The sequence below is a fragment of the Myxococcus vastator genome (assembly GCF_010894475.1).
GTDB classification, from domain to species: domain Bacteria; phylum Myxococcota; class Myxococcia; order Myxococcales; family Myxococcaceae; genus Myxococcus; species Myxococcus vastator.
The window spans coordinates 1-5,824 of sequence record NZ_JAAIYB010000010.1 but is presented as its reverse complement, the minus strand read 5'-3'; the positions used below and the strand labels follow the sequence as shown (position 1 = coordinate 5,824).

Annotated in this window: 4 protein-coding genes; all 4 read left to right on the top strand. The window is 68.9% G+C overall.

Annotated elements, in window-relative coordinates:
- Positions 1 to 121 precede the first annotated feature (121 nt).
- Entirely contained in the window at positions 122 to 1,747 is a 1,626-nt protein-coding gene (locus G4D87_RS02010; protein WP_163777893.1) for a cyclic peptide export ABC transporter, read from the top strand.
- A 48-nt stretch (positions 1,748 to 1,795) separates the two neighbouring features.
- Positions 1,796 to 3,244: a hypothetical protein gene (locus G4D87_RS02005; protein ID WP_163777891.1), complete on the top strand. Its 1,449-nt coding sequence runs from the start codon at positions 1,796 to 1,798 to the stop codon at positions 3,242 to 3,244.
- A 229-nt stretch (positions 3,245 to 3,473) separates the two neighbouring features.
- Positions 3,474 to 4,505: an LLM class flavin-dependent oxidoreductase gene (locus G4D87_RS02000; protein ID WP_163777889.1), complete on the top strand. Its 1,032-nt coding sequence runs from the start codon at positions 3,474 to 3,476 to the stop codon at positions 4,503 to 4,505.
- Positions 4,506 to 4,658: 153 nt separating this feature from the next.
- The coding region (locus G4D87_RS01995; protein ID WP_163777886.1) for a beta-ketoacyl synthase N-terminal-like domain-containing protein at positions 4,659 to 5,824 on the top strand (1,166 nt) is incomplete at its 3' end.

Here is a 5,824-nt window from a genome sequence, read left to right as displayed (position 1 = left end):
GGTGAGAGGTTCCAGGGGACGGGGCTGTGGAAAACCGAAGAGCTTCGCTAGAGCGGGCGGCGCAGCATAAGCTATGAGCGCCCACAATCCGGTTCTCATCCTCGCGGAAGGAACTCTCGGCGTGAACCTGCTCATCCTGCTGCTGCGCAGGTCCCGTGGCTCCGTGGCACTCGCCGTCTGCTTCGGGCTGTTGACGGGCGCCGCGAGCGCGGGGCTCATCGCGCACATCAATGGCGTGCTCGCGCGGGGCGGCGCGATTTCGGACCGGGGAACGGTCCTCGGCTTCGCCACGCTCGGAGTCCTGATGCTGGGCTCGCGCATCGGCTCGCAGCTGCTGCTGACGCGGCTCCAGACGAACACCACGTTCGCGCTGAGGGATCAGCTCAGCCAGCGCATCCTCGCGACACCGCTGCGGCGGCTGGAAGCGCTGGGCTCCCACCGGCTGCTGGCCACCCTCGTCGACGACATCCAGGCCGTCACCCAGGGCTTGCTGTGCATCCCACCGCTGCTCATCAACGGCGGCATCATCCTGGGCTGCATGACGTACCTGGCCGTCATGTCGCGGCTGGTGTTCGCGGCGCTGCTCGTCTTCGCGCTGCTGGGCGCCGTCAGCTACCTGCTCCCGCTTCGCCACATCATGGCGCTGCTGAAGGACTCGCGCCAAACAAATGACCGGTTCTTCCGCGACCTGCGCTCCCTCACCCAGGGCCTGAAGGAGCTGAAGCTGCATCAGCGCCGGCGCACGGCGTTCCTCGACCAGGAGCTGTTCCCCACCGCCGAGACGCTGAAGCAGCTCCAGCAGCGGGTCTCCACGCTCCATGCCCTGTCGACGAGTTGGGGCATGAGCCTGTTCTTCTTCTTCATCGGGCTGCTGCTGTTCGCCCTGCCCGGCATCGCCCCGGTGTCCGCGTCAACGCTGGTGGGCTACACGCTCGCCGTCCTCTACCTCCAGCAGCCGCTGGATGCGTCCATGACGCTGCTGCCCATGCTGGGCGCGGGAACCGTGGCGCTCCGCCACATCGAAGCGCTGGAGCTGCCCCCCGCCGACACGCAGGGCACGCCACGGCCGCCCGTCGCCATCGCGCCTCCCGCCACGCCTTCCCGCATCGACCTCGTGGGCGTCACGCACGCCTACCGCCGCGAGGGCGAGGACCTGCCCTTCACGCTGGGCCCCATCGACCTGACGCTGCGCCCTGGAGAAATCCTCTTCATCGCCGGGGGCAACGGCAGCGGCAAGACGACGCTGGCCAAGCTCATCACCGGCCTCTATTCGCCGGAGTCCGGGGCCGTCCACGTCGACGGGCACCCGGTGACGGACGACGCGCGGGAGCGCTACCGCCAGCACTTCGCCACGGTGTTCTCCGACTTCCACCTCTTCGACTCCCTGTTGGGGCTGGCCCTGGGCGGGCAGGCGGACAAGGCCCGTGCGTACCTCGCGCGGCTCCAGCTGGAGCGCAAGGTGCGCATCGACGCCAACGGCGCGCTCTCCACCACGGACCTGTCCTCGGGTCAGCGCAAGCGACTGGCGCTGCTGACGGCGTTCCTGGAAGACCGCCCCGTGTACCTCTTCGACGAGTGGGCCGCGGACCAGGACCCCCTGTTCAAGGAGGTCTTCTACCGGGAGCTGCTCCCGGACCTGAAGGCCGCTGGCAAGGCCGTGGTGGTCATCAGCCACGACGACCGGTACTTCGACGTGGCGGACCACCTGCTCCGCCTGGAGTCCGGCGTCATCGCTTCGGGTCCGTAAAACATCCGCTTTACACGCACTCTGAGACAAAGTGCTATTACGCGGAAAATGTCACACGTCGACGGACACCCAGGCGGGCTGAAGTTCTCGGATGAAATCCAGGCGTTGCACGGTGAGCTGTCCGCGGCGGCGGTGGCGTTCCTGAAGTTCGCGGAGCGGACGCCCGAGGTGTTCGCGCGGCACCGCTTCCAGAAGTTCGAAGCGTCACCGCTGATGTATTACGAGCTGCACCGGTGGCCGCTCCTCATCGACTCGCGGCGCGACCGTGAGATGGAGGACGTCGCGGTGAAGCTCTGCCGGCTCGTCAAGCGCGGGCCCCGGCTCCTGCTGGACGGAGACCCTCGGCGCATCGCCGACTACTACGGTGTCTCGCCGGAACGGGCCCGCGTGGCGGCGGAGGTCCTGGCCCTCACGGAGGACGCGCGCGGCGCGCTCAGCCGCGGGGACTTCATCGACTCGGCGGATGGCCTCAAGTGCCTCGAGGTCAACATGATGGCGGGCCTGGGCGGCTGGGAGACGGGGCTCAAGGCCCAGGTGGTGATGGACCAGCCCGTGCTCCAGCGCTTCACCGAGGAGCAGGGCCTGCGCATCCAGCTCCAGGACACGCTGCGCGCCTTCCTGGGGCATGTCGTCGAGGACGTGCGGCGGACCGTGGCCTGGGAGGGTGAGTGCAACCTGGCCGTGCTCTTCCCCGACAACGAGCTGCCTGAAGCCGCGGGCAGGGAGATGGCGACGCTGCTGCTCAACAGCACGCTGAGCGAGCTGCTCGAGGCGGACGGCGCGAAGGGAGAGGTGCTCATCGGCACCTACAGCGAGGTGGAGGACGCGGAGGGCCCCTGCCTCACGATGCGCGGACGGCGGCTGCATGCCGTGCAGGAGCATGACGCGAGAGAGCGGCTCGAGGTGGTGAGCCCGGCGTTCGACGCCCGCGTCCGCGCCGCGCTCGCCGCGCGCACCTTGTGTCTCTACAACGGTCCCGCGCAGGAGCTGCTCGACGACAAGCGCAACATCGCGCTGCTGTCGGAGAACGAGGCGTCGCCCGCGCTCTCTTCCGAGGAGCGGGAGCTCATCCGCCGGCGCATCCCCTGGACGCGCCGCGTGCGGTCCACTCAGACGACCCGCGGTGGCGCGTCCGTGTGGCTGCCCGACGAGCTCGCCGCCTCGAAGCGCGAAGGGCTGGTGCTCAAGGCGGGCCGCGCCTATGGCGGCAAGTCGGTGCTGATTGGCCGCGCGATGACCGCCGAGGACTGGGACGCCGCCATCCAGGAAGCCCTGGCGCACGGCGGCTGGATTGTCCAGGAGCGCATCGAGCCGCGCCCCTACCACTTCCTGCGAGACGACGGCGCCGTGGGCCCCCACATCCTCATCTGGGGCGCCTTTGTCTTCGGTGAGCGCTACGGCGGAACCATGGTGCGACTGAATCCCACCGGCCAGGGCAAGGACGTGGTCAACGCGACTCAAGGCGCGTTGATGTGCGCGCTCGTCGTCGTCGAGTAGCGGCATGTCTCACGGCGAGACACGGGGAATGAAAGCACCCCTGGCAATCACGCGCGCTCCCGCTTGCCTCTTATTCTCAATTTTCAAGTAAAATCAATCAAATCGCATTTGTCGCAGCTGGCCGCGCTACTATAGGGTTTGTCACCCTCTTGAAACGCGGACACGTGACGACTCGGCCCGTCTCGAAGCGGCTCCGTAGACGTCGTGTGTCCGGGAAGGAACGCTCGCCGTGAAGCTCAGTGTTCTCGATCATTCCATCGTCGCCAGCGGCACCCAGACACGTGAGGCCTTCCAAAACACGGTAGAGCTGGCCCGAGCCGCCGAGCAGCTCGGGTATCACCGCTTCTGGCTCGCGGAGCACCACGGCTCGGGACACTTCGCGGGCGTGGCGCCGGAGATCCTCGTCGCGCATGTCGCGGCGGCGACGTCGCGTATCCGGGTGGGAACGGGCGGCGTCCTGTTGTCGAACTACAGCCCCTTCAAGGTCGCCGAGGTCTTCCGGCTGCTGGAGGCGCTCCACCCCGACCGCATCGACCTGGGCATCGGACGGACGTCGGGCAGCACGGACCTGGTGGCTCGCGCCCTGGCCTATGGCCCGCCGGCGAGCAACGAGCGCTTCCCCACGAAGCTGGAGGACCTCGTCGCCTTCCTGTCGGGCACCACGCCCGCGACGCCGGAGTTCGAAAAGCTGAGCTTGAAGACCATGGCGCAGGGCGTGCCGCAGGTCTGGGCGCTCGGCTCGGGTGAGCAGAGCGCCGCGCTCGCGGCCCGGCTGGGGCTGTCCTTCTGCTTCGCGCACTTCTTCAACCCCATCCACGGCGGCCCGGTGACGCGGGGGTATCGCGAGCACTTCAAGCCTTCGCACGTGCAGGCGGCGCCCAACTCCGCCGTCAGCGTCTACGTCATCTGTGCACCGACCGAGCAGGAGGCCCGGCGAATAGCCCGGAGCAGCGACCTGCTGACCATCAACACGCGCAGGGGCCGGCCCGAAGCGCCCATTCCGTCCATCGAGGAAGCGGAGGCCTACGCCTACACGCCCGAGGACCTGGCCACGCTCGAGTTCGACCGCAAGCGCGTCGTGTGTGGCGCACCTGACCAGGTGAAGGAGCAGTTGACGCGCATGGCCGCCGAGTTCCAGGCGGACGAGCTGCTCATCACCACCATCGTCCACGACCATCGCTCCCGGCTGCGCTCCTACGAGCTGCTGGCCGACGCGTTCTCCCTCACGAGCACGCCGCCCGCCGGCCAGACAGCCAGCTGAGCCACGCCTCCGCGCCCCGCGGAGCCCTGCCCGGCGTCACGGACGTTCCCTGAGCCCTGCCCCGTGAGGGCCGCGTGGGGCGTGTGCGTGATGCCGCCGGGCCGCCGGGCCGCCACCCCACCTCGCTTCTTGAACGTGAGTTCGTCGACAGCCATGAGCGATGACAACCTGAGTGACGGCGACGACCTGGCCATTGCCATCGTCGGAATGGCGGGCCGCTTCCCGGGCTCCCCCGACGTGAAGACCTTCTGGCGGAACCTCTGCGAGGGCGTGGAGGGCATCCGCTTCTTCACGGACGACGAGCTGAAGGCCCGCGGCGTCCCCGAGGAGCGCCTGCGACAGCCGGGCTTCGTGCGCGCCGGGGCCGTGCTGGAGCAGGTGGACGCGTTCGACGCGAGCTTCTTCGGCTATTCGCCGCGCGAGGCCGTGCTGATGGACCCGCAGCACCGCATCTTCCTGGAGTGCGCGTGGGAGGCCATCGAGCGCGCGGGCCACGGACTGGATACGGAGTCGCGCTCGGTGGGCGTCTTCGCGGGGACGAGCCTGAGCACGTACCTGCTCTTCAACCTGCGCACGCACCCGGAGCTGCTCGAGTCGAGCGACAGCTTCCAGGTGATGATTGGCAACGACAAGGACTTCCTCGCCACGCGGCTGGCGTACCACCTGGACCTCAAGGGCCCCAGCCTGGATGTCCAGACGGGCTGCTCCACGTCGCTGGTCGCCACCCACCTGGCCTGCCAGTCGCTGATGGGCTTCCAGTGTGACGTGGCCATCGCGGGCGGCGTGTCCGTGGACGTGCCCCAGCGCACCGGCTACGTGCACCAGCCCGGGGGCATCGCGTCCCCGGACGGACACTGCCGTCCCTTCGACGCGCAGGCGCAGGGAACGCTCTTCGGCAGCGGCGTGGGCGTGGTGGTGCTCAAGCGGCTGGATGACGCGCTGGCGGACGGCAGCCACATCCACGCCGTCATCCGGGCCTCCGCCATCAACAACGACGGCGCCTCGAAGCTCGGCTACACCGCGCCCAGCGCCGAGGGGCAGGCGGAGGTCATCGCCCGCACCCACGCGTTGGCGGGCGTGACGCCAGACACCGTGGGCTACGTGGAGACGCACGGCACCGGCACCCTGCTGGGAGACCCCGTTGAAGTCTCCGCGCTGACGAGCGCCTTCCGCGCCGGCACCGAGGCCACCAGCTTCTGCGCGCTCGGCTCCGTCAAGTCGAACATCGGCCACCTGGACGCGGCGGCCGGCGTGGCGGGGCTCATCAAGACGGCCCTGGTGGTGGAGCACGGACGCATCCCCCCCACCCTCCACTGCCA

Excerpts from the sequence above, each read along its gene's own strand:
- G4D87_RS02005 (WP_163777891.1), top strand. The coding sequence starts at position 1,796 with ATGTCACACGTCGACGGACACCCAGGCGGGCTGAAGTTCTCGGATGAA.